Genomic DNA, 21,795 nt, shown 5'->3' on the forward strand with positions numbered 1-21,795 from the left:
CGAAGACGCGCGGTCGGCTCGGTGAAACATCCGGAGAGGCGCTCGCCGGGAGGCTGGGCGCGACAGACTCTTCTTCTGCATCTACGGTCCTACAGTGGAGCAGATGGAGACAACGTGGGATACCCTGACGGCCAAGATCACGAGACGTCAGCAGATCGGTCACCACCGGACACTCACCACCCGATGCGCCAAGGTGGGCTGACGCGGCGCTGGCCGCGCATGCCGCCAGCCCGCCCTCGATCCTCTGGCGCGGCGCGTTGTCTGCTGTTCGAACGCTCACCCACCGCCGCGACGACAACCAGCACGGGAGAGAACAGCCAACGCCGATTTCAGCAAGGACAAACGTGGTCCTGCTGACCAAATTCCTTGTAGGCTAAACTCCTTCCAGGTAGAAGATGTGGCTCTACGTGGTGCTTGACGCGCGACGTGGAGGCGGGGGCGAGCTTGGACTCTCGACAGAAGATCGGCGCGGTGCTCGGGGACCGATACGAGATTCTCGCCGAGCTGGGTGAAGGCGGCTTCGGCACCATCTACAAGGCGCGGCAACTGGCGACGGGCCAGTTCGTGGCCATCAAGGTGCTGCAGCTCGGGTCGAGCGGCGCGGCGCAGGCGCGCGAGAAGCGCGTCGCGCGCTTCCAGCTTGAAATGCAGCTCTGCGGGCAGCTCCACCACCCCAACATCGTCCGCCTCATCGACTCGGGCCAGGCGGACGAGGCTGTCGTCTATTCGGTCTTCGAGTTCGTGCCTGGCAAGGATCTCGCCCACATCCTCGCCGAGGAGGGCCCCTTGGATGCGCGCGAGGCGCGGCACTTCATGCTGCAGATCCTCGACGCGCTCGGCTGCGCGCACGCGCAGGGGGTGATCCACCGGGACCTCAAGCCCGCGAACCTCATGATCATTCCCACCGGCGCCCGGCGCAACGTGCTTGTGCTCGATCTCGGCATCGGGGCGCTCACGGAGGAGGCGAAGCGCGAGCAGAAGACGCGGATCACGCTGTCCAACGAGTCTGTGGGAACGCCCGCGTACGCCGCGCCCGAGCAGCTCCGCGGTCAGCCTCCGACCCCGCGATCCGATCTTTATGCGTGGGGCCTGGTCTTCCTCGAGTGCCTGACCGGCAAGCGTGTGATCGCGGGCGACACGGCGGCTGATGTGATCTTCAACCAGCTCTCCGCCGATCCCGTCCCCATCCCTGCGATCCTGCTCGACCACCCGCTCGGAGACATCCTCCGGCGCGCGACGGCCAAGGACGCAGCGGCGCGCAACGTCACGACCGAGGGGCTCCTGCGCGAGCTCGAGGAGTGCGACGTGAGCGGTCTGCGGTCAAGGAGCGCACCCGCGCGCCTCCAGCCGGCCGCGCCGGACATGCGGACCGACACGGTGGAGCTCGCCAGGCAGTCGAGCGGCGGCGCGCTCTCCAGTCGGCTGGTCGAGGGCGAGCGGCGCCAGATCACGGCCGTGTGCTGCAGCCTGGCGGCGTCGAGCACGGCGCACGGGCCGGTGGACACCGAGGAGCTCGATCAGCTCCTCGGCCTCCAGCAGGAGGCGTGCACGATGATCGCCCGTCGCTTCAACGGCCACGTCGCCGGCGTGCTGGGCGACAGCGTGCTGTTCTACTTCGGCTACCCGACGGCGCGCGAGGACGCCGCGCGGCGCGCGGCCGAGGCGGCGCGCCAGATGGCGGCGGATCTGGTCCGGCGAAGGAAGGCGCTCGAGGCCGAGCGCAAGACTCGCATCGATCTCCGTATCGGGATCCACACGGGGCTCGTGATTGCGCGCGAGCTGCGCGACCCGACGATCGCCGGCCTCGGATACATCGTGGGGACGACGCCGAAGATCGCGGCCTGGCTCAGCGCGGCGGCGGAGCCCGGCAGCATCCTCGTGAGCGGCGAGACGCAGCGGCTGCTCCGCAAGCACTTCGCGCTGGAGGAGGACGGCACCCGCTCGCTCGAGGGCTTCGAGACGCCGGTCGAGGTCTTTCGTCTCCAGGAGGGGAACGTATCCGGTGGGCTGCGGGATACGCCCCTCGTCGGCCGCGCGCGGGAGCTGGAGATACTGCTGGAGCGCTGGGGCCGCGCCCGCGGCGGCGCAGGTCAGGCCGTGCTGATCACCGGTGAGCCGGGCATCGGCAAGTCACGCCTTGCCCGCGAGCTCGAGGAGAAGAGCCGCGACGAGCCGCACACCTGGCTGGAGAGCCGTTGCACGCCGGACAGCGCGAACAGCGCGTTCTATCCCATCGTCGATCTGCTCGGACGGATGCTCGATCCGCAGCGCGAGGCGAAGGCCGACGAGAAGGTGAGCCAGCTCGAAGCCCTGCTCTCGCGCTATGGCTTCGATCTCGGGGAGGCGATGCCGCTTTTCGCGCCGCTGCTCTCGCTGCCCCTGCCGGCCAGGTGGGCGCCGCTCGACGTCTCGCCACAGAAGAAGCGCGAGCTGACGCGGGGGGCCGTGCTCTCGCTGTTCTTCGAGATGGCCGAGAAGGCACCGATCGTGCTCGCGATCGAGGACCTGCACTGGGCGGACCCGAGCACGATGGAGCTCCTCGTGCAGCTCGTCGGAGAGGTGGGCTCGGCGCGGGTGATGGCGCTGTTCACGGCGAGGCCGGAGTTCTCGCCGTCATGGCCGTCGACCGCGGTGGTGGCCGTCCAGCTCAGCCGCTTCGGCCGCGCGGAGGTCGAGCTGATGGCCGCCAAGATCACCGGAGGCCGCGCGCTGCCTGGCGAGGCGCTGGAAGCGATAACGAGCCGGACGGACGGGGTGCCGCTCTTCGTGGAAGAGCTGGTGTTGACGATGCTCGAGGCGGGGGCGCTGGTGGAGCGGGACGGCGGCTACGAGCTGGCGAAGCCGCTCTCCGAGGTCGCGATCCCGTCGACGCTGCGCGACTTGCTCGTGGCGCGCCTGGATCGGCTGAGGCGCGCCAAGGAGACGGCGCAGGTGGCGTCGGCGATCGGGCGGGAGTTCACGTTCGAGCTGCTGCGCGCGGTGAGCCCGCTGGATGAGGCCGCGGCGCAGGAGGACCTCGACAAGCTGGTGGCGGCCGAGCTGGTGTTTCGCAGGCGGCGGATCAAGGGCGCGGCATACATCTTCAAGCACGCGCTGGTCCGCGACGCGGCGTATCAGTCGATGCTCAAGCGGTCGCGTGTCGAGGTGCACGCACGGATCGCGAGGGCGCTGGAGGAGAAGCTCCCGGAGGTGGTGGCCCACGGGGCGGTCGAGATGAGCGAGGCGAGCCAGGTCGGCTCGCCGGACGCGGGGCGCTTCTACTCGAGCCTGGCACATCACTGGTCCCGGGCCGAGGTCCTCGACAAGGCGGTGCGATACTTCGTTCGTGCCGGCGAGCACGCCAAGGCCGTGTATGCCAACGAAGAGGCCATCGGCTTCTACCGCGCGGCGATCGGGCAGCTCCACGAGTTCCTCGGCGCACAAGGAGCCGACGCCGGCGAGTGGCGCGATGCGCTGCGCCAGACGCACGAGAGCCTGGGAGACGTGCTGACGCTGGCCGGGAGGCAGGAAGAGGCGCGGCGCTCCTACGACGACGCCCTCGCGCGGTGGCCGGAGGGCGAGCGCGTCCGGCGCGCCAACCTCCACCGCAAGATCGGCAAGACCTGGGAGACGCATCATCAGCACGAGCAGGCGCTCCTCTCGCACCAGCGGGCGGAGGCGGCGCTCGGCGAGGCTCCCGCCGGCCAGGACGACGAGTGGTGGCGTGCGTGGGTGCAGATCCAGCTCGACCAGGCCTGGGTCTACTACTGGCTCGCGCGCGTGCCGGAGATGATCGCGCTCGCAGACAAGGTCCGGCCTGTCATCGACGAGCGCGGCACGCCGATGCAGCGAGCCAAGTTCTTCCAGGCGCTCGTTTACACGAGCTTCCGGCGCGACCGCTACATGGTGCCGGAGGAGACCGTACGGTACGCGCGGGCCGCGCGCGACGCGGCCGCGACCACCCGCGACCTGGGCGAGCACGCGCTCATGCAGTTCGGGCTGGCCGCGTCGCTGCTGTTTCACGATGTGCTCGGCGAGGCCGAGCGCGAGATGAACGAGGCTGTACGGCTCTCGAAGCAGGTGGGCAACGTGGCGCTCCTGTCACGGGCGCTGACGTACCTTGCGATCACCTACCGGCGGCTGCGCGGCCACGCCGCAGACGTGGAGCGGTGCGCGGCGGAGAGCCTGACCGTCGCGATGACGGGTAACATGATAGAGTACATCGGAACGGCGCGCGCCAACCAGGCGTGGCTCGCGTGGGGCCAGGGCGACACCCGCAGCGTGGAAGCGAACGGCCAGGCCGCGCTGGACCTCTGGAGCAAGCTCTCGTTGGTCTATCCGTTCCAGTGGGCGGCGCTCTTCCCGGTCCTCGCCGTGGAGCTTGCGGGAGGCCGCCTCTCCGAGGCGGTGCAGCGCGCATGCGCTCTGGTGAAGCCCACGCAGCAGCGCCTCCCGGCGGCGCTCACCGCGGCCCTCGAGCAGGGGGCCGGCGCATGGGAGCGCGGAGACGAAGGCACGACCCGCGCCGAGCTCGCCCGCGGGATCGAGCTCGCGGAACAGTTCGGGTATCTCTGAGCGATCGCCGACAGACGCGATTGCGACAAAGGAGGAGGGACATGACTGTCTATGTGAGGGTGGATATCTATCTCGAACCGAACCACGGATCCAGGTTTATAGAGCTGGTCCCGAAGCTCGCCGAGAGCCTGAAGCCTTACGGCTGGACGCTCGTGGGCTGCTACTCCAGGATCATCGGGCCGGACAACCATTATACGCACATGAACCTCTGGCATGTTCCTGATGTCAGCGCATACGAGAATTTACCGAGTCAGATCTCGAAGAATCCAGAGCTCGGTCGGATCTACAAGGATGTTCGCGAGTGCATTTTAGAAGAGAAGATTCACCTGTCTGACAGACATGGCAGCTAGCCGTGAGCACGCCGGCCGTTGAGCGCCGGCAGCCTGTAAATCATCGTTCGCGAGAGAAGACTTATGACCATCGAGCCCAAGAACCAGGATATCTTCATCGTCGCGCATCCGAGAGAGCGCCTCGAGTCCGCGCAAGGTACCGATCCTGACAGGCACCCTGAGGGCGCACAAGACCTCATTATTGCCGGAGTGGACGGCAACATCTACCATGTCAACAAGAAAGACTGGAAGAAGAACAGGGTCGACCTCAAGAATCCGCCAGAGAATAATGAGATGATGCGTCTGCCAGAGGAAGACCGGCTGAAGATCAATCAGTTGATCGGATTGCGATCTGTTTTGGCGCACATCCCTCTAGGTGTCCCCAAGAAGGAAGGGACAGCGAGCGACCAGGCGACGCAGCTGCCAGGGAAAGGCGGGTTGAACGCCATCCAATCAACGGAGCGCGCCCTCTTCGACTCACCTGGTAGCTCCGGGCCGACCGAGCCATTGGAAGTAAAGCGTGCCTACTACCTCGCCAATTTTGCACTCCTGAATACGCCTGAGCGAGACCCGAGTTCCGGGAAAATAAAGCCAGTCACGTTGTCCGATTCCGAGGCCGAGCTGTACTACGTCCCGAAGGCGGAGTGGAAGAAAGAACGCCTCTGCCCTGGCGACTCCGTCTTTGTTCTCGAGATGCTCCAGCGTGGCACGACCATCGCCTACATCCCCACGACAGCCCGCACGATGGACTGTGTCTGCTACCTGCTCAACCTCGCGAGCCTCAACGACATCACGGTCTTCGAACCGTCGGCCAAAGGTCAATCTTGCCAGAGGCAGGTCACGAGCGACGAGCAAACGAAGAGCGAGGAGCAAACGAAGAAGTAAGTCCCAGCTCGGGGCGCGTCGGGAGACCACGCGCGCGACGAAGGCGGGCGCAGGGGATGGTGCCGCGACCATGACGATCGAATCAACTCCAGCACGCGAAGGTGCGGTGGAGAAGCGCTTCCGCGCCGGCACGCATCGCGCGATGACCCCCGCAGAGACCGTCGCGCGGGTCCGCCCGCTCTTGCCGGTGATGGGCATCACCCGCATCGCCAACGTCTCCGGGCTCGACTCGATAGGTATCCCCGTTGTCATGGTCTGTCGGCCCAACGCCCGCTCGCTCTCGGTCTCGCAAGGGAAGGGGATCAGCCTGGACGCGGCCAAGGCATCCGGGCTGATGGAGTCGATCGAGCTCTACCACGCCGAGACGATCACGCTGCCGCTCAAGCTGGCGACCTTCGCCGAGCTCCGCTTCACGCACCCGATCGTGGACATCGAGGCTTTGCCGCAGATCGGTGTGCGATCGTTCCACGATCACCTGCGCCTGCTCTGGATCGAGGGATGGGAGCTGCTCACCGGGCGCACGATGTGGGTACCTTACGAGCTCGTCCACACCAATTACGCGCTGCCGCTCCCGTCCGGCAGCGGCGCGTTCGTGAACAGCTCGAACGGCCTCGCCTCGGGCAACCACCTGCTCGAGGCGATCAGCCATGGCATCTGCGAGGTCGTCGAGCGCGACGCGACGACGCTCTGGCACCTGGGCGGCGACCAGGCGCGGCGACGGACCCGCGTCGACCTCGCGACCGTCGACGATCCCGGCTGCGCGGCGATCCTCGACCGGTACGAGAGGGCAGGGGTCGCCGTGGCGGTGTGGGAGACGACCACGGACGTGGGCATCCCCTCGTTCCTCTGCACGATCGCCGATCGCGAGCAGGACCCGCTGCGCGTGCTCTACCCCTCGTCGGGCATGGGCTGCCACCCTGCGCGCGAGGTGGCGCTCCTCCGGGCGCTCACCGAGGCTGCGCAGAGCCGGCTCACCATGGTTGCGGGCTCCCGTGACGATGGCGGGCGTAGGAAGTATGAGCGCTCCCGCAACCTCGACGCGAACCGGAGCGCGCTCGCCGAGATGACCGAGGAGGGGCCGACGCGCAGCTTCCGTGACGCCCCCACGCGCGAGCACGACACGCTCGACGAGGACCTCCGGTGGGAGCTCCAGCGGCTGCACGCCGCCGGGATCATGCAGGTGATCGCCGTCGATCTGACGAAGCCCATCTTCGATATCGCCGTGGCGCGCGTGATCATCCCCGGCCTCGAGTCGGTGCACGACGCGCCCGGCTACGTCCCCGGCCCGCGCGGCCGTCGGATCCTCGAGGGGCGCGCTGCATGACGGTCTACATCTTCACCGGACCGACCCTCTCCCCGGAGGAGGGGCGGGGCGAGCTCGACGCGATCTTCGTCCAGCCAGCGGCTCACGGAGACGTTTACCGTGCCGCACTCGACCGGCCGCGCGCGATCGGCATCATCGATGGCTACTTCGAGCGCGTCCCTTCGGTGTGGCACAAGGAGATCCTCTGGGCGATGTCGCAAGGCATCCACGTCTTCGGCAGCGCCAGCATGGGTGCCCTGCGCGCCGCGGAGCTCGCCGCGTTCGGAATGGAAGGGGTGGGGGCGATCTACGAATCCTTCGCCAGCGGAGAGCTCGAGGACGACGACGAGGTGGCTGTGGTCCACGGCCCGCCGGAGGCGGGCTACCGGACGTTGTCCGAGGCCATGGTCAATATCCGGGCGACGCTCCGGGCCGCCGCGGACGCCGGAGTGATCGGGCCCGGAGCGCATGCCGGGCTGGAAGCGATCGCCAAGGAGCTGTTCTACCCGGAGCGCTCCTACCCGACGCTGCTCTCCCGCGGCGCGGAGCGGGGGCTACCCGCGCCCGAGCTCGACGCGCTCCGCGCGTGGCTCCCGGGAGGGCGGGTGAACCAGAAGCGCCTCGACGCGCTGGCGATGCTTCGCCTCATGCGCGAACGGCTCGCGGCGGGGATCGGGCCGAAGCGCGTGGGGTACACGTTCGAACATACCGACGCCTGGGAGCAGGTGCGTCGCGACGCCGGGCGATCGGACGTGCGCGCGCCGGTGCTCATCGAGGCGCTCGTCGAGGAGCTCCGCGTATCCGGGGCGTGGCGCGGCGCGCGGCTTGGCGCGCTCATGCGGGCGCTGGCGCTGGCAGAGGCGCGGCGCCAGGGCCTCGCCGTCAACGGCGAGGTGCTCAAGGCGACGTCCGAGCAGTTCCGCCGGACGCGCGGCCTCCATGATCCCGCCGACACGGAGGCCTGGATGACATCGCAAGGTCTCCATCTCGATGGTTTCACGACGCTGCTGCGCGATGAGGCGCTGGTGCAACGGGTGGAGATCCTGTTCGAGCAGGAGATCGTCCGGCGCCTCCCCGATCACCTCCGCGTGAGCGGCGAGTACGCTGCGCTGGTGTCGCGCGCGCTGGAGAAGCGGAAATTGCTCTCCTCCCGTGGTCTCGAGGAGCCTGTCCAGGCTGACTCGGGTCTCACGAGCGACGAGCTGCTGCGCTGGTACTTCGTGGAGCGCCTGGGCTGCTCGATGCCCGACGACATCGAGGACTGGGCGCGGGGCGCTGGTTTCGCCGACTCGGACGATCTGCGCCGCGCCGTCCTACGCGAGCGGTGCTTCCTGCGCCTGCGCGAGCCAGGCAACCCGTCCTGACCGGCGGCGCCCAGCCGTGGCGCTCGCGGGCGTCATCGCCCCTTCGGCAGCGTGATCACGAACTCCGTGTACTCCCCGTCCTCGCTCTCCACCCGCATCGTCCCCTGGTGCCCCTGCACCACGATCTCGCGGCTCAAGGACAGCCCCAGCCCCGTCCCGTCCCCGGGCGGCTTCGTCGTGAAGAACGGCTCGAACATCCGGGCCGCGACCTTCTCCGGGATACCCGTCCCATTGTCGCGGATGCGCACCTCGACGTGATCGCTCCGGTCCGCGGTGCGGACGCTGAGCTCCGGCGCGTAGCCAGCCCCGCGCTCGCGCCTCTTCTGCCGCATCGCATAGAGCGCGTTGTCGACCACGTTGAGGAACACACGCCCCATGTCGAGCCTCGCCATCTCCAGCGGCCCGATCGCCGGATCGTACGCCGCGACGACGCGCACATCGAGGTCGCCGCCCTGCGCCCCGGCGCGCGCGAGCCGCACGCTCTCGTCCACCACCGCGTTCAGATCGGCCGGCGCCCGCTCGCCCGAGGGGCGCCGCGCGTGCTGGAGCATCCCCTTGATGATCGCGTCCGCGCGCCGGCCATGCTCGGTGATCCGCGCCATGCTGTCGCGCAGGTGGGCCAGGTTCTCCTCGAGCTGCGCGAGCGCCCCAGGGTCGAGCCGGACTTCTTGCGCGCGTAGATTCTCGCCCAGCTCCTGGGCCACCCCGGCGGCGATCTCAGCGAAATTGTTCACGAAATTCAGCGGATTGCGGATCTCGTGCGCGATCCCCGCCACCACCCCGCTGAGCGAGGCGAGCTTCGCGTCCAGCACGAGCTGCATGCGCTCCACCGTCTCGCGCTCGAGCCGGCGGTACAGCGAGGCGTTCTGCACGGCGACGGCCGCCTGGCTCGCGAACGCAACGAGGAACTCCAGATCCGATTCGGTGAAGATGTGCGCCGCGCGGAGGTTGTCCACGTACAGCACGCCGATCACGTCGTCCTTGGGCTTGAGCGGAACGCACATCGAGGCGCGGATCGACTGGGCGATGACGGAGTGCGCTGCCTCGAGGCGCGGGTCGAGGACGGCATCGGCGAAGAGCGCCGCCACGCTGTTGCGGACCACGTAATCGACGATGTTCTGGCTGTAGATCGGCTCATCGTCCGGGGAGGGGTTCACCTTCTTCGCCGCGCGGCCCTCGAGGCGGCCGGTCGCCTCGTTGACGAGCAGGATGACGCCGCGGTCCACGTTGAGGATCTCGAAGATCAAATCGAGGACCCTGTGGAGGAGGGTGTCGATGTCGTCGGACACCGGGAGCAGCTTGGCGACCTCGATCAGGATCTTCAGCCGGGCCTCCGCGCTCGGCCTGCCGCCAGGCCTGGTGTCGCCCATGAGCTTGCCGATGGAGGTGTGCGTCAAGGGGCGGATCGCCTGCGGTCGGAGCGACGGCTCCGACGAGGGATCGGCGTCCGCCGTGAAGAGCAGATCCAGGTCTCCGAGCGTGATCGTGTCGCCGCTCCGGATCGCCTTGCGCTGGACCCGCACGCCGTTGACGAACGTGCCATTCTTGCTCTGCAGGTCGACGATGAAGAACCCGGCCTCGGACGGCTCGATCCGCGCCTGGCTCCGCGACAGGCTCCGGTGCGGGATGCAGATCGCCTGATCCTCGGCGCGGCCAATGGTGACAGCGGCGTCTCCGAGGACGAAGACCTGCTCGTCAGGCCCACCAGGGTTGTAGATGAGCGTCGGCACGGCTCGATCTAGGGCACGACGGTGGTCCTGGACATGGCGACGGTCGGCTCGAGCTCGGTGAGGAACGCGGCCGGACCTCGCCGCACCACGTTGAACACGCTCACGGAAGGGGCTCCCGGAAGGAGGCTCCTCGCGCCGACCTCTTCGAAGTCGAACTGCGCCCGCGCGGCCTCGCGGACCGGCGCGTCGACCAGGATCTCCCCGGGGCGCGCCGCCCTGGCGAGGTGCGCGGCGGCGTTGACCGCCTCGCCGAGCACCGTGTAGTCGAGCCGGCCGTACGCCTGAGATCCGACGCTGCCGGAGAGGACCTGCCCGGTGGAGAGGCCGATGCAGAGCCCCTGCGTACAGGGCGAGCTCCCCCCGGCGCGGTACGCCACGGCCGCCATCTGCGCGCGGACCATCACGCACGCGCTGAGCGCCCTCGACAGGTGCTCCGGCCCCTGGAACACCGCCATCACCGCGTCGCCGAGAAACTTGTCCACGACACCCCCCTTCGCCACGAGCTCAGGGACGATCACCTCGAAGTTGGCCCTGAGCAGCCGCATGGCCTCGGCCGGAGGCCTCTCCTTCGTGACGGGCGTGAACTGGAAGATATCGATGAACACCACCGTGGCCATGACCGCCTCGCTCGCGAGCGCGATCGCAGGCCCCATCTCCCGGATCCGCTCGACGAGCGCGGCGCTCGTGAACTGCCGGAGGATCTTGTTCTCCTCGTCCGAGCGGGCGTTCCGCCGCAGCTCCGCGACATGCTTGATGGTCTTGTCGAGGGTCGCCTCGAGATCGGCACGATGGATCGGCTTGAGCAGGAAGTCGAACGCACCCTGGTTCATCGCGCACCGGATGTTGCCCATGTCGCCGAAGGCGGACATCATCACCGTTCTTGCAAACGGGTTCACCTCCGGGACGCGCCCGAGGAGCGTGAGTCCATCCATCACAGGCATCTTGATATCGGTCAAGACCACGTCGATATCTGGGTGGCGCCGGAGCTCGTGGAGGGCGGCCTCGCCATGCTCGGCGAAGACGAACTCGTAGACGCCGTCGCGGATCTTCTGCCGAAAATGCAGCTTCACCATGAGCGCCACGTCCGGCTCATCGTCGGCGACGAGGATCTTGACGGGGCGGCTGCCGGCCTCGCTCACCGCCGCGAACGCCCCCACGAACTCGCGCGCGGACTGGAATCGCTGCGCCGGGTCCTTCGCCAGCGCGCGCGCGAAGAAGCCGTCGAAGGCGGGCTGCAGGTCCGGGACGAGGCTCGACGGCGGTGGGAACGGATCGGTGCAGATGCTGATGAGCAGCTCACCGATCCCGCGCGCAGCGAAGGGGAGCCGGCCCGTGAGCGCCCTGTAGGCGATGACGCCGAGCGACCAGAGATCGCTCAGATGATTCGGCACGACCGCGCGCACCTGCTCGGGGCTCATGTACGCCGGCGTTCCGATCGCCCTGCCGCTCGATCCCAGCAGCGATTGGTCCGATCCCTCGAAGAACGTCCACACCACCCCGAAATCGAGGAGCTTCACACATTCCCCGGGCTCCTTCCGGGCCATGAAGACGTTCGCGGGCTTGAGATCGCGGTGGACGATCCCCGCGGCGTTCGCCGCCTGCAGGCCGAACGCGATCTGCCGGAGCAGGGCGAGCGTGGCGGACGGCGAGAGCTGCCGCTCCCGGGCGAGCCTGCTCTCGAGATCCTCCCCTTCGAGGAGCTCCATCACGATGTAGGGGCAATCGTCGTCGATGCCGTAATCGTGTATCTGTACAATGTGCTCGTTCCGGAGCCGGGCGATCGCCTTCGCCTCTCGCTCGAAGCGGCGCCGCGCGGTGTCGGAGCTGACGTGCTCGGGCGTCATCACCTTGAGCGCCACGGGACGCTGGAGCAGCTGATCGAACGCCTCCCAGATGACGCCCATCCCGCCGCGTCCGATCTCGCGTGTCGGCGTGTACTTCTGCGCGATGGTACGGTTCGATATGTTCATCGTGGTCGCATCACCACCGCGCGGTCGGTCCGACTCCATGCGGCGAAGCAGATGTCCTGGACGGCCGGATGGCCCTCGCCGACCACGTGGAGCAGGGCAGACGGGCGGCGATAGCGTGGGCCGCCCGTGAGTTCGTGCTCGTGGAGGTCTTCCCCGCGTCGTCCTGGACCGGTTTGATTGACCGCAGGCATTGCCCCTCGCCGGTCTCTATAACAGGCTCGTTCGACCGGTCCAAGAGGCGCCAACGGACACAGCCGTGGGAGCATCACTGGTGGCCAGAGGCCACCGGCGCTCGCCGAGGGGGTGCGGTCGGAGAGGGGGGACGCCGTGACGACCCGGGCCGGTGCACGCGAGGGCGGCCCGACGCGGTGCCCGCCGGGTCAGGGCTCTTCTACGCCGGGCTCCGCCGCGTCGGCCGGGAGCAGGAAGTCGCGCACGACGCCCATGTGCTGCATCGAGCTGGCGCCGCTGTCCGTGGCGAGGGCCGGGCTGAGCTCCGCGATCGGCGAGTAGACGCGCGTGTCCGCCACCAGGCCGTTGGCGAAGCGGCTCTCGCCGATCACGACGGCGGTCTCGAGCGGCTCCAGATCGTCGTCGACGAGCACCCAGTCGTACGGCTTGCTCCTGCTGGCATTGGTTTCCGTGTCCCCGTTCCTGTCGGCGGGGTAGGGCCCTGACGTGGCGACGACGTCCGACAGCGTCGAGATGCAGGGCTCGCCTCGGTTGTCGGTGTTGAAGTCGCCGCCGATGACCAGGTAATCGCCCTCGGGGACGATGTCCCGGATGATCGTGACGAGCTGCCGCGCCTCGTCCTGGCGCGTGCTCGCGCTGCGGGTCAGGAAGTGGACGCTGACGGCCCAGAGGTCGATCGGGCCAGGGATGTCGATGCGCGCCCAGGCGAAGTCCCTGTTGCCCACCTCGCCATCGTCCCACTCGCCGGCCTCGACGATCGGATAGCGGCTGATGATCCCGTTCGGGATCTGCGCGCCGTCCTCCTGGTAGTAGCTGAACGTGCTGCCGAACGTGCTGTCCACGAAGGCGCGGAGATCGGCCGCGTCGTTGTCGCCGTAGTTGAACTCCTGGATCAGGACGATATCCGGTCCGACGCCCTGCATGATGCGCTGGCCGTGGCCGAGGTCGTAGTTCTGACGCGTACCGCTCGTGAGGTTCGCGGCCATGAGCCGGAGGCGCACCGAGGGCGTCTCGCCGTCGCCGCCACCAGCGCCGCCAGAACCCCCCGTGCCGCCGGCGCCGCCCGCGCCCCCAGCGCTGCCCTCGCCGTCGGAGCCGCCGTCGCCCCCAGCGCCGCCCGCGCCGCTGCCGATACCGCCGGCGCCGCCCGCGCCGCTGCCGATACCGCCGGCGCCGCCCTCGCCGCCGCCGATACCGCCGGCGCCACCCTCACCAGCGCCGACACCGCCGGCGCCGCCCTCGCCGCCGGCGCCACCCTCACCAGCACCGGTTCCACCGCCGCCGCCGACGCCGCCAGCGCCGCCCTCACCACCGCCGGCGCCAGCGCTGCCCCCGGCGCCCCCGGCGCCGCCACGGCCACCCTCGCCTCCCGCGCCGCCGCCCTCGCCCCCGCTGCCGTCACCGCCGCCCTGATCGGCGCCTCCCTGGCCGCCGCCCCCTCCGCCGGACGATGTCGAGGACGAGACGCCGTCCTCGCTCCCCGGCGGGTCGGTCCGACATGCGGCTCCGGAGAGCGCGGACAGGAGCAATGCCCATCGCAGGAGCTGGCGCCCCGGGGCCATGGAGGACGAACTGCGCATCTCGTTGTACCGGACCTTTCCTGGTTTCCTCTCATGAAAGCACGGACGAGGACGCGCCAGGAACCACGAACGCCCGCCGGACGACGATCCGCGGGACCGGCGGCCATCCTGTGCGGAGGCAGCGCACATCGCGAACCGTCCACGCGCGCCGCCACGAGCGCTGCCTCACCGACGAGGCCGCGCCCGCGGCGTGCCCGGGGCCGTCATGGTCGGGGTCGCGGACCTGCGCCGGCTCGACGCAGGTCCGGCCCCGCCGACGCTGCTCAGTGGGATCCCGTGTACTTGAACTCGAGGATCGCCCCCGGGTTCTCCAGCGCCGTCGTGGCGCCGCCGGTCGGTCCGCTCGTGTTCCCCGCGGTGTCCGTGATGATGTAGAGCGTCTTGCGGTCCGGGCTCATCGCGAGGTCGCGGTAGCGGTTCGTTGTCTGGAAGTGGACGATCGGCTCGCCGACAACGGACTTCCCGTTCGGGCTCAGCTTCACCTGGTACAGCGCGCCCTTCTTGAGGGTCGTCATCAGCAGCGTGTTCTCCCACCCGGGGATGCCGTACCCGGCCGGGTAGTAGTGGAGCGCGGAGGGCGCGACCGTCGGCCAGCAGATGTACTGCAGGAAACCGCACGACCAATCGAAGAAGTTGTAGTTGTCGGGGACGGTGAAGAAGGTGAGCATCGGCTCCTTGAACGGCTGGGTGAACGCGCTCTCCTCCTGCTGCGGGACGGAGGGAGGGGCAGCGTAGTCGTTCCAGAAGAGCGAGTCGCACGACTCCGGGCTCGAGGCCGACCAGTTGTCGTACGTGTAGGCCTGGTCGTCCTGATAGCCGGCGACGTGGGGCCAACCGTAGTTCTGGCCGGGCTCGATGAAGTTCAGCTCGTCGTCGCTCTTCGGCCCATGCTCGTTCGCGTAGAGCTTGTCGCCCCGGCCGAACGTGAGGCCCTGCGGGTTGCGGTGGCCATACGAATACACATGGCTGCGGACCCCGTTGATCACCGGGTTGTCCTTCGGGATCGAGCCGTCGAGGTTCATGCGCAGGATCTTGCCCTGGTACGTCTGCCAGTCCTGCGCCGCGACCTGGGCCGCCGTGGGCAGCTCCTGCGCGCGGATCGGGAGGCACTTCCTGTCGAACTGGTTGTTGCCCTGATCACCGATGGTGTAATAGATCCTGTAGTCGGGGCCGATCAGGATCCGCGCGGAGTTGTGGTCGTAGCTCCCCGGGAGGCCCGTGATGATGTCGACTGGGCTCCCCAGGGTCTCGGTCGCCGCGTCGTACGTGTAGCGGCGGATCTTCGTCCTTCGTTCCACGCCTTCGCCGGGATCGATGTCGTAGGTGTACGAGACGTACACGTACTCTCTCCCCATGCCCTTGAACATGTCCGGGTGGAGGGCCAGGCCCAGCACGCCGTCCTGTCCACCCGACTGGAACGCCTCCGTGATCGTGATCGCGGGCTTCAGCAGGCCGTCTTCCGGCCTCACGCGCACGACCCGCTTCGCGGTGCGCTCGGTCAACCACAGGTGGTCGTCCGGCCCCCAGACGATCCGCATCGGGTACGAGAGATTCCGCAGGATCTCGCGCGAAGCGAAGGTGGCTTCCCCGGGGGCGGGGCCCCCGCCGCCCGGCTCGCCGACGACGACGGCCTGGCCCTCGGCGCCGACGGGATCGTCCAGAACCTCGGCGTTGTTGCATCCGATCAAACCCCATGAAGCGACGGTGAGCAAACCAACCTGAGCAAGGGTAATGGCTGGACCGCGTGAGATGAATAGGGACATGGTACTACCTCTCTGCTTCTTTCAGGCGACGGCGCTGACCAGGTCCTACCGCGCCAGGGCGCGGTGGACATGATGGGCGAGCTTCAACGTGGAACCGGTGAACACACTGCTCCCGGTAAGGCGCCTCCCGGTTAAGGTAAGGTCTTTACTATATCAAGCGCCCGGGACCCCCGTACTGTCAAGTTCAATCCGCTTTGCAGCACGGATGGCACAGCGCACGAAAGCCGCGCTGAATCAGACTTCTGGCACGGCCGTTGCGGAGCTCGTGATTACCCGCCGAGTGTCATGAGCCCTGCACGCGGCGCTTCACGGAGCACCATGTCGTCAAGGAGCGCTTGTTATGCGCCCCCCGGGGATGACAGCGGCGACGCTGCAGTGGGCCGGAGCGGAGAGCGAAGCCGCGCAGTCAAGGAGACCTCGTCGCGGCGCTCGTGGGCGACAGGACATCTCCTGGCTTGCCACAGCCCTCTTCAGCGGGGAATGGAACAGGGAGGCTGGGGACAGGGAGCATCGGGAAGATTTCCCTCCCCGCCTCCCCGTGGAATCGTCTTGAAATTGAAGGGGATGCCCCAGCTCAGCTGCGCCGTTCGCGCGCGGCGCGCCGCGGCCGTGGGTGGGGCAGGGGAGGCGCGGCGCCTCCTCGGCTACCGCGCCTTCTCCGCCAGGCCGAGCTTCTCCAGCGAGCGCGGGGTCCCGAAGCCGGGCCCGCCGAGCGCGGACTCGATCTGCTGATACACGTTCTCCCGCCCCGCGGAGCGCGCCGCGTCGAGGAGGACGTCATTGCGGTAGAGCGTCACCGTCAGCCCCGCCACGACCGACAGCGCGAGCATCAGGCGCTGCGCCCGCCCCGCGCCGCGCGCGCGCGGACCCGTCCGGACCGTGTCCCGCAGCGACATCGGCGTCAGCATCTGCTGCGCCGCGGCGCCCGGCAGGGCCAGCGTCGACATCATCTGCGGCGCCGGCGTCGCGGGGTCCGGCAGCATCAGCGTCGCCAGCATCTGCGGCTGCGGCGGCGGCGGGGTGGGCCGAGACGCCGCGAGCACCGCCGCCGGCGGGGCGGCCACCTCGGTCCGCGTCACGATGTTCGTGAAGCTGTCCACCGGCCCGAGGAGCGCGGACGCCGAGAGGCTCGTCACCACGGGCGTCGGATCATCGGAATCCATGGCCCGCGGGATCGTCGGGCCCGGACGACCCGCGCCCGGCCGCGCCGGCTCCGGCGTCTCCGGCTCGATGCCGGCCACGATGCCGAGCGGCTGCCAGTTCGCCATGCCGGGCCGCCAGATCTTGGTCGACTCGTCGATGAGGTCGAGGCGGAACAGGTCGTCGAGCTTGTCCAACGTGAGCACCTTGATGTCGTCTGGCGCGACGGCGACATGCCACAGGGTCTCGCGCTCATCGGTCGCCGGAACGGGCGGCGCAGGGCGCCTGGCCGGAAGGGGCGGCGGTTTCATACAAAGTCCTCCCTTGCGAAGCCGAGGATGCCACGACACGAGCGCACCTGTACACACCGACCTGAGACGCGGCGTTCTTTCGAGGTAGTGCGGATTTTTGCAGCGTCTGACGCGCGCTCCGTGGCGCTGGCGAGATCGTCGCCATGTAGGTATTCTCGCCCGCGGCGGGGCGGACCATGGAGGAATTCATGAGCACGGGACATGAGGGGATCGCGGCCGGCAACAGCGCTGGATCCTCCAGCTTCTCGCGCTGGGTCCGGGCGATCACGGCGCTCCTCCTCGTCGCGAGCGCGACGTTCGTGGCGGCATATTACGTTCCGCTCCGCCGCGCTCACATGCTCTTGATTCAGGAGCAGCAAAAGTCGGTCCAGAAGGCCAGAGAGCTCGAGCAGACACTCGGCCAGGTGCGCGGGGAGCTCCAGGCCAAGGCCGCCGAGTTCGCCAAGGTCGAGGCGGAGCGGCAGCAGGCGGCGGCCGCGAAGCGATCGGGGCTCGAGCGGGCCGAGCAGCTCAAGAGCGAGGTCGCGGGGAAGCTCGACAAGCAGATCAAGAAAGGGGTCGCCGCGGTCGCCGTCGCCGACGGCCATGCGTTCGTCGTGCTCGCCGAGAGCGCGGTGTTCCTCCCCAGCACGGTCGACGTGAGCCCGCAGGGGCAAGGCCTCCTGTGCCAGGTATCGGCCGCGCTGTCCGCGAGCGTCGGCCAGGCGCCGCTGCGCGTCGGCGCCGTCAGCGGTCCTCCGGACTCGGTGCCGCCCGCCTTGCAGGCCGCCTATCCGACGCCGTGGGAGCTCTCCGCGGTCCGGGCGGCGACCGTCGCGCAATCCCTCCAGGACAAGTGCGCGGTGGCAGGAGCCCGGCTGTCGGCGGTCGGGCACGCCGAGCACGACCCCGCGGCCGCCGCGCTCGGCGAGACCAAGCTGCCCCCGGGGCGCGTCGAGATCTCCATCGCGCTGCCGGCCGCCTCACCCGCGGACAAGTGACGCGACGATCCGGCGCAGCTCCTCCTCGACGAACCGCTGCTTCGACAGCACCGCCCGCACGCCGAGCCCGCGCAGCGCGGCCTCGCTCTGCTCCTGCGCCGCCGTCGTCAGCACCACGACCGGCACCCGGGCGAGCGCGGGCGAGCGCCTGAGCTCCGCCACCATCTCCAGGCCGCTCATGTAGGGCATCTCCAGGTCGGTCAGCACCACGTCGGGCGGCGTCGCCCGCGCCCGCGCGAGCCCCTCCCGGCCGTCGCTCGCCTCCTCCACGCGCAGCCCGATCGACCGCAGGATGCCGCAGAGCAGCTCCCGCGCGACGGGCGCGTCCTCCACGACCAGCGCGAGCGGCTCCCGCGTCGGCTCGGCGGCCGCGGCGAGGGGCGCCTCCCGGGGCGGCTGCCGGGCCCACGCGAACACCCGCTCCACGTCGAGCAGCAGCAGCGCCTCGCCGTCCGCCGTCGGCGCGACGGCGCGCACGAGCGGCGAGGTGACCGGCAGCTCCTCCGAGCGCACGAGCGAGACCAGCCGCGGGTTCTCGTAGCCGTCCACGCTCACCGCGAACAGGCCCGCGGCGTGGTGCAGCACGAGCGCCGCGTCCCCCGGCGCTGGCTGGCCCCCGTCGCCGAGCACGGTCGCGAGCGAGAACAGCGGCACGAGCTCCGCGCCGGGCTCGCCGGTCACGCGCACGCGCGGGCCCTCCGGGGTGTGCAGCGGCTCCTCGAGGAGCACGACCGAGTGCACGGCGTGCGTCGGCACCGCGCACCGGAAGCGCCCGCTCGAGACCGGGACCACCTCCTCGCCGTGCAGGCTCGTCGGCAGGACGAGCAGCATCGTCGTCCCGAGCCCTGGCCTCGAGTCGACCCGGACCTGCCCGCCGAGCGCGCCGATTTCCCGCGCCACGACGTCGAGCCCGACGCCCCGACCCGAGATCGCGCCGACGCTGCGGCTCGTCGTGAGCCCGTGCGCGAACAGGTACGGGATCAGCTCGGCGTCGTCGAGTGACGCGACGTCCGGGACCGACGGCGCGAGCACCTCGCGCAGCCGCGCGAAGTCGACGCCGCCGCCGTCGTCCTTCACCTCGACCCGCACCGACGCGTCGGTCTGGGCCACGGTCACCGCCACCGTGCCGCGCGCGGGCTTGCCGCGGCGCGCGCGGACGTCGGCCGGCTCGATCCCGTGGTCGACGGCGTTGCGCACGAGGTGGAGCAGGGCCGGCTCGAGGCGGCGCTCCACCCGCGCGTCGAGGAGCCCCGTCCCCTCGACCCGCGCCTCGACGTCCTTGCCCAGCATGCGCGCCGCGCTCCGGGCCGCGAGCGACACCTGGTTCAGCAGGCGCTCGGTGCGCACGACCGACGCCGCGCGGACCACCTCGTCGAGCTCGCCGAGCGCGCGCCCGACAGCGAAATCGTTGCTCGACCAGTCCGCCCGGACGGCCCCGAGCGCCCGCTCGATCTCGGCGCCGTAGCCGAGCGTCTTCGTGATGCGCTCCGCGACCTGGTCCGCCGACCCTCGCGGGTCGATCTCGACCAGCAGCGCGCGCAGCATGCGCTGGGCCTCGCGGAGCCTGCGCTGGAGGACCTCCCGCTCGCCGTGCAGCCGCTGCAGCTCCCGCGAGAGCGCCCCGACGGCCCCTGCGTCGAGGACCGGGGGCGGCGCGGCCGCCGCGTCGAGGACCGGGGGCGGCGCGGCGCTCCCTGCCGCGCGGCCCGGCGGCGACCCGGGCTCCTCGGCGGACGGGCCCTCGCCCAGGAGCGCCGCGCGCGCGGCGCGGAGCGTCTCCCGCACGCCCTCGAGGTCGGGCGCGGCGTCCTCGCCTGCGCTCGCGGACAGGATCCCGAGCGCCTCCAGCGCGCCGAGGAGGCTGTCGCCCGTGAGCTGCGTCGGGCGCCCGCCGCCCCGCAGCGCGTCGATGACGCTCTCCGCCAGCTCGGCCAGGTCGCCCCAGGGGAGCAGCTCGAGCATGTGCGCCTCGCCCTTGAGCGTGTGCAGGAGGCGGCGCAGCACCGGCAGGTTGCCGCCGTGGCCCTGCTCGTAGCCGAGCCAGAGGTCGGTCGCCTCGGCGACGCGGTCCGGCATGGCCCGGTGGAACGCGGCGACGAGGTCAGCCCGGCTCCTCATCCGTCTCCGCGGCCGCCGGCCCGTCGCCCTTCGACCCGGCGGGCTTCACCCGGAAGGCCCTCGCGGCCGCCTTGAGCGCGCGCGAGAGCTGGAGCAGCGACTCGGCCGAGCGCGTCGCCTCCGCGCTGCTCGTCAGCGTGTCGTTCACCGCGCCGACGATGTCGACGATCGCCGTCTTCACCCGCGCCGTCCCCTCGCGCTGGTGGTCGACCGCGTCCGAGATCTTCGCGGCGGCGGCCGCGGTGTCGCGGGCCAGCTTGATCCCGTCCTCGGTCGCGAGCACCGACGCGTGGGAGGCCGCGTGCATGTCCGCCACGAGCTTCCTGATGTCGCGCACCGAGTCCATGACGTGCTCGGACATCCGGCGCATCTCCGCGGCCACCAGCGAGAAGCCGCGCCCCACCTCGCCGGCCTTCGTGCCCTCGAGCGCCGCGTTGAGCGCGAGCAGGTCGGACTTGTCGGCGATGCTCTGGATCAGCGACAGGATCTCGCCGATCCGGCCCGAGTGGGCGCTGACGAGGCGCGTCTGCTCCGCCGTGTGCTGGACGCTGACGAGGCTCCGCTGCGCCGTCTCGCGCACGGTGGCCGCGTCCTTCGCGATGTGGTCCGCGCTCGCGGTCAGGGCCTCCACGGTGCGCCGGATCTCCTCGAGCGCCGCGTTCTGCTGGCCGGCGGTCGTCTCCTGCTCGCGCACTGACGAGAACATCCCGGCGGCGGCCGACGCGACCTCGGCCGACGTGTCGCCGACGCGCGTGGCGAGCGCCTCGAGGCTCGTCACCATGGCCCGGAACGCGGCGAACAGCTCCCCGTCGCCGGTGATCGTGCAGGTGAAATCGCCGCCCGCGACGCGCGCCGCCGTCTCCTGGAGCTCGCGGAGCTGGGTGTTCATCCGCTCGAACGCGCTCGCCATCTCCCCGAGCTCGTCGTCGGAGATCCGGAGGGACAGCCGCGCCGACACGTCGCCGCGGGCGATGCGATCGGCCGCCTCCTTGATGTGCGCCATCGAGCGGGTCATGCGCGCCGAGACGACCCACGCGAGGCCCAGGCCGAGCAGCATGACCCCGGCCGACTGCAGGGCCATGGTCCTGCGCGAGTCGGCGCGCCGCTGCGCGATCCGGTCGCTGCGCAGCCCGACGGCCAGCGTGCCGAGCGGGCGATCGCCGCTCCGCGAGCGGATCGGGGCCTCGCTGACGACGACGCTGTCGTCGCTGCCGCGGGGGGCGCCCTGCGCGATCCCGGGCGCCTGCACCGCGCCGATGGCGGCGATGCGCGCGCCCTTCGCGTCGTACACGGCGACCCAGCTCACCAGCGGATCGGTCATCGCGGTGCGCAGGGTGTCCGGGAAGGTCTCCGGCGGCTGCTCGAGGTCCATGGCGACGCCGATGGGCTCCTTGAGCATCGTGGCCAGGATGCCGGCGCGCTCGCGCAGCTCGGCCTCGCTCGCCCGCGCGGTGCGGTCGGGGATCAGCCACAGATCCAGCGCCGACAGCGCGATGGCCACCGACGCGACGAGGGCAGCGATCTTCCAGCGGATGGATGGGAATTTGAACATGAATTGCGCGGCGTCGATGCGCCG

Annotated in this window: 13 protein-coding genes; 6 read left to right on the top strand and 7 right to left on the bottom strand. The window is 70.0% G+C overall.

Annotated elements, in window-relative coordinates; translation table 11 throughout:
• Nucleotides 1-444: 444 nt before the first annotated feature.
• The 5 genes from WME96_RS04485 (at nt 445) to WME96_RS04505 (ending at nt 8,435) form a co-directional block, all read left to right on the top strand.
• A complete protein-coding gene (locus WME96_RS04485) occupies nt 445-4,554 on the top strand; it encodes a TOMM system kinase/cyclase fusion protein (protein ID WP_437288939.1) in 4,110 nt (1,369 codons plus the stop codon).
• A gap of 41 nt (nt 4,555-4,595) precedes the next feature.
• On the top strand, nt 4,596-4,904 hold the full coding sequence (locus WME96_RS04490; protein ID WP_437288940.1) for a hypothetical protein: 309 nt from the start codon (nt 4,596-4,598) through the stop codon (nt 4,902-4,904).
• A gap of 63 nt (nt 4,905-4,967) precedes the next feature.
• A complete protein-coding gene (locus WME96_RS04495) occupies nt 4,968-5,768 on the top strand; it encodes a hypothetical protein (RefSeq protein ID WP_437288941.1) in 801 nt (266 codons plus the stop codon).
• Nucleotides 5,769-5,910: 142 nt separating this feature from the next.
• A complete protein-coding gene (locus WME96_RS04500; RefSeq protein ID WP_437288942.1) occupies nt 5,911-7,092 on the top strand; it encodes a YcaO-like family protein in 1,182 nt (393 codons plus the stop codon).
• On the top strand, nt 7,089-8,435 hold the full coding sequence (locus tag WME96_RS04505) for a TfuA-like protein (RefSeq protein WP_437288943.1): 1,347 nt from the start codon (nt 7,089-7,091) through the stop codon (nt 8,433-8,435). The genes WME96_RS04500 and WME96_RS04505 overlap by 4 nt, the downstream gene beginning before the upstream one ends.
• Before the next feature lie 32 nt (nt 8,436-8,467).
• On the opposite strand, the gene WME96_RS04510 is transcribed toward WME96_RS04505, so the two are convergent.
• The 5 genes from WME96_RS04510 to WME96_RS04530 form a co-directional block, all read right to left on the bottom strand.
• The gene (locus tag WME96_RS04510) at nt 8,468-10,165 is read right to left on the bottom strand and encodes an ATP-binding protein (protein WP_437288944.1); all 1,698 of its coding nucleotides are present in this window, start codon (nt 10,163-10,165) and stop codon (nt 8,468-8,470) included.
• Nucleotides 10,166-10,173: 8 nt separating this feature from the next.
• Nucleotides 10,174-12,135: a protein kinase domain-containing protein gene (locus WME96_RS04515; protein WP_437288945.1), complete on the bottom strand. Its 1,962-nt coding sequence runs from the start codon at nt 12,133-12,135 to the stop codon at nt 10,174-10,176.
• A gap of 380 nt (nt 12,136-12,515) precedes the next feature.
• Nucleotides 12,516-13,907, bottom strand: coding sequence for an endonuclease/exonuclease/phosphatase family protein (locus WME96_RS04520; RefSeq protein WP_437288946.1), 1,392 nt, complete (start codon nt 13,905-13,907; stop codon nt 12,516-12,518).
• A 263-nt stretch (nt 13,908-14,170) separates the two neighbouring features.
• Nucleotides 14,171-15,595 carry a glucose/sorbosone family PQQ-dependent dehydrogenase gene (locus WME96_RS04525; protein WP_437288947.1) on the bottom strand — a complete coding sequence of 475 codons (1,425 nt, stop codon included), beginning with the start codon at nt 15,593-15,595 and terminating at the stop codon, nt 14,171-14,173.
• A 719-nt stretch (nt 15,596-16,314) separates the two neighbouring features.
• Nucleotides 16,315-17,121 carry a DUF4339 domain-containing protein gene (locus WME96_RS04530; RefSeq protein ID WP_437288948.1) on the bottom strand — a complete coding sequence of 269 codons (807 nt, stop codon included), beginning with the start codon at nt 17,119-17,121 and terminating at the stop codon, nt 16,315-16,317.
• Nucleotides 17,122-17,309: 188 nt separating this feature from the next.
• Here WME96_RS04530 and WME96_RS04535 point away from each other — a divergent pair, with 188 nt between their 5' ends.
• Entirely contained in the window at nt 17,310-18,101 is a 792-nt protein-coding gene (locus WME96_RS04535; RefSeq protein WP_437288949.1) for an OmpA/MotB family protein, read from the top strand.
• Here WME96_RS04535 and WME96_RS04540 read toward each other — a convergent pair.
• A complete protein-coding gene (locus WME96_RS04540) occupies nt 18,084-20,219 on the bottom strand; it encodes a hybrid sensor histidine kinase/response regulator (protein WP_437288950.1) in 2,136 nt (711 codons plus the stop codon). The genes WME96_RS04535 and WME96_RS04540 overlap by 18 nt on opposite strands.
• Nucleotides 20,203-21,771, bottom strand: a complete 1,569-nt coding sequence (locus tag WME96_RS04545) for a methyl-accepting chemotaxis protein (RefSeq protein WP_437288951.1) — start codon at nt 21,769-21,771, stop codon at nt 20,203-20,205. The genes WME96_RS04540 and WME96_RS04545 overlap by 17 nt, the downstream gene beginning before the upstream one ends.
• Between the last annotated feature and the right edge of the window lie 24 nt (nt 21,772-21,795).

This window comes from Sorangium sp. So ce406 (assembly GCF_051474675.1).
GTDB lineage: Bacteria > Myxococcota_A > Polyangia > Polyangiales > Polyangiaceae > Sorangium > Sorangium cellulosum_G.

Excerpts from the sequence above, each read along its gene's own strand:
- WME96_RS04490 (WP_437288940.1), top strand. The coding sequence starts at position 4,596 with ATGACTGTCTATGTGAGGGTGGATATCTATCTCGAACCGAACCACGGA.
- WME96_RS04495 (WP_437288941.1), top strand. The coding sequence starts at position 4,968 with ATGACCATCGAGCCCAAGAACCAGGATATCTTCATCGTCGCGCATCCG.
- WME96_RS04500 (WP_437288942.1), top strand. The coding sequence starts at position 5,911 with ATGACCCCCGCAGAGACCGTCGCGCGGGTCCGCCCGCTCTTGCCGGTG.
- WME96_RS04505 (WP_437288943.1), top strand. The coding sequence starts at position 7,089 with ATGACGGTCTACATCTTCACCGGACCGACCCTCTCCCCGGAGGAGGGG.
- WME96_RS04515 (WP_437288945.1), bottom strand. The coding sequence starts at position 12,135 with ATGAACATATCGAACCGTACCATCGCGCAGAAGTACACGCCGACACGC.
- WME96_RS04520 (WP_437288946.1), bottom strand. The coding sequence starts at position 13,907 with ATGCGCAGTTCGTCCTCCATGGCCCCGGGGCGCCAGCTCCTGCGATGG.
- WME96_RS04530 (WP_437288948.1), bottom strand. The coding sequence starts at position 17,121 with ATGAAACCGCCGCCCCTTCCGGCCAGGCGCCCTGCGCCGCCCGTTCCG.
- WME96_RS04535 (WP_437288949.1), top strand. The coding sequence starts at position 17,310 with ATGAGCACGGGACATGAGGGGATCGCGGCCGGCAACAGCGCTGGATCC.
- WME96_RS04540 (WP_437288950.1), bottom strand. The coding sequence starts at position 20,219 with ATGAGGAGCCGGGCTGACCTCGTCGCCGCGTTCCACCGGGCCATGCCG.
- WME96_RS04545 (WP_437288951.1), bottom strand. The coding sequence starts at position 21,771 with ATGTTCAAATTCCCATCCATCCGCTGGAAGATCGCTGCCCTCGTCGCG.